1 protein-coding gene and 1 other annotated feature are annotated in these 1,253 nt (G+C 66.9%); the gene reads right to left on the bottom strand.

Annotation, left to right across the window (positions count from 1 at the left end; translation table 11 throughout):
• Window positions 1–30: 30 nt before the first annotated feature.
• Window positions 31–1,253 (bottom strand): IS3 family transposase gene (locus tag JFN87_RS33160; RefSeq protein WP_245182870.1). Its coding sequence is split into 2 segments (ribosomal slippage), with 1,224 coding nucleotides annotated over them: window positions 31–986 and window positions 986–1,253; the frame shifts between segments, so codons are not numbered across the junction. This gene is flagged as partial in the annotation.
• Window positions 859–987, bottom strand: a sequence feature (AL1L pseudoknot). (Overlaps the previous gene by 129 nt.)

The following is a 1,253-nucleotide window of genomic DNA, read 5'->3' as shown; positions in this document are numbered from 1 at the left end:
TGTCAAGCCCCGGGTTTTGTGGAGAGTGGGTTAGCTGGTTTTCTGGAGTGACGCAGGGGGTTCGGCCGCATAGTGGGCGGCCTCGTGCTCGGCGGGGGTCGCGTGTCCGAGCTCGCCGTGCAGGCGCCGCTGGTTGAACCAGTCGACGTACTCGGCGACCGCGATCTCGACGTCGTTGATGGACGTCCAGGGGCCCTTGTTGCGGATCAATTCGGCCTTGAACAGGCTGTTGAACGCCTCGGCGAGGGCGTTGTCATACGAGTCGCCCCTGGAGCCGACGGAGGCCACGGCTGCTTCCTGTTCAAGACGTTCGGTGTAGCGAATAGCACGATATTGGACTCCGCGGTCCGAGTGATGTGTGAGGCCGGTGAGGTCGGCGCCGGTGCGCCGGCGGCGCCAGATCGCCATCTCCAGCGCGTCCAGGGCGAGATCGGTGTAGAGGCTGGTGGCGACCTGCCAGCCGACAACCATCCGGGAGAACACGTCGATGACGAAGGCCGCGTAGACCCAGCCGGAGAACGTCCTGATGTAGGTGATGTCGGCAACCCATAGCTGGTTGGGGACAGTTGAGGTGAACTGCCGCTCGACCAGGTCTGCCGGGCGGTCAGTCTCTGGGGCGGGCCGGGTCGTGCGCGGGCTCTTGGCCCGGATCACCCCGCGCAGTCCCACCTGCCGCATGAGGCGCTCGACCGTGCAGCGGGCCACTTCGTGCCCTTCGCGTACCAGGGCGGCGTGGATCTTGCGGGCTCCGTAGACGCCGTAGTTGTCGGTGTGGATCTGGCGTATCTCCTCGGTGAGCTCGGCATCTCGTATGCTGCGGGCCGACGGCGGACGGCTGTGGGCGGCGTAGTAGGTGCTCGGCGCGATCGGCGCGTCCGTCTCGGCGAGGACGTCGCAGATCGGCTGGACGCCGAACGTCTCCTTGTACTGGTCGATGTAGGCGACCTTCATCGCAGTGGACGGTCCAGCTCCGCAGCGAAGAAAGCCGAGGCGGACTTCAATATCGCGTTCGCCCGCCGTAGTTCCTTCACCTCTCGTTCCAGTTCAGCGATCCGGGCGGCCTCGGCGCTGGTGGTGCCGGGCACAGCGCCGTCGTCGATCTCCGCCCGCTTCACCCATCCGCGCAGGGCCTCGGGGTGCACGTCCAGCTGGTCGGCGATGCGCTTGATCGCCCCAGCCCGGACGGCCGGGTCCTTGCGGGCCTCGACCGCGAGACGCGTCGCGCGTTCACGCAGTTCATCGGGGTACTTACG

This window comes from Streptomyces montanisoli, assembly GCF_017813245.1.
Classification (GTDB): domain Bacteria; phylum Actinomycetota; class Actinomycetes; order Streptomycetales; family Streptomycetaceae; genus Streptomyces; species Streptomyces montanisoli.
The sequence above is the reverse complement of the archived record's forward strand: the minus strand, read 5'-3'. Positions and strand labels throughout refer to the sequence as shown.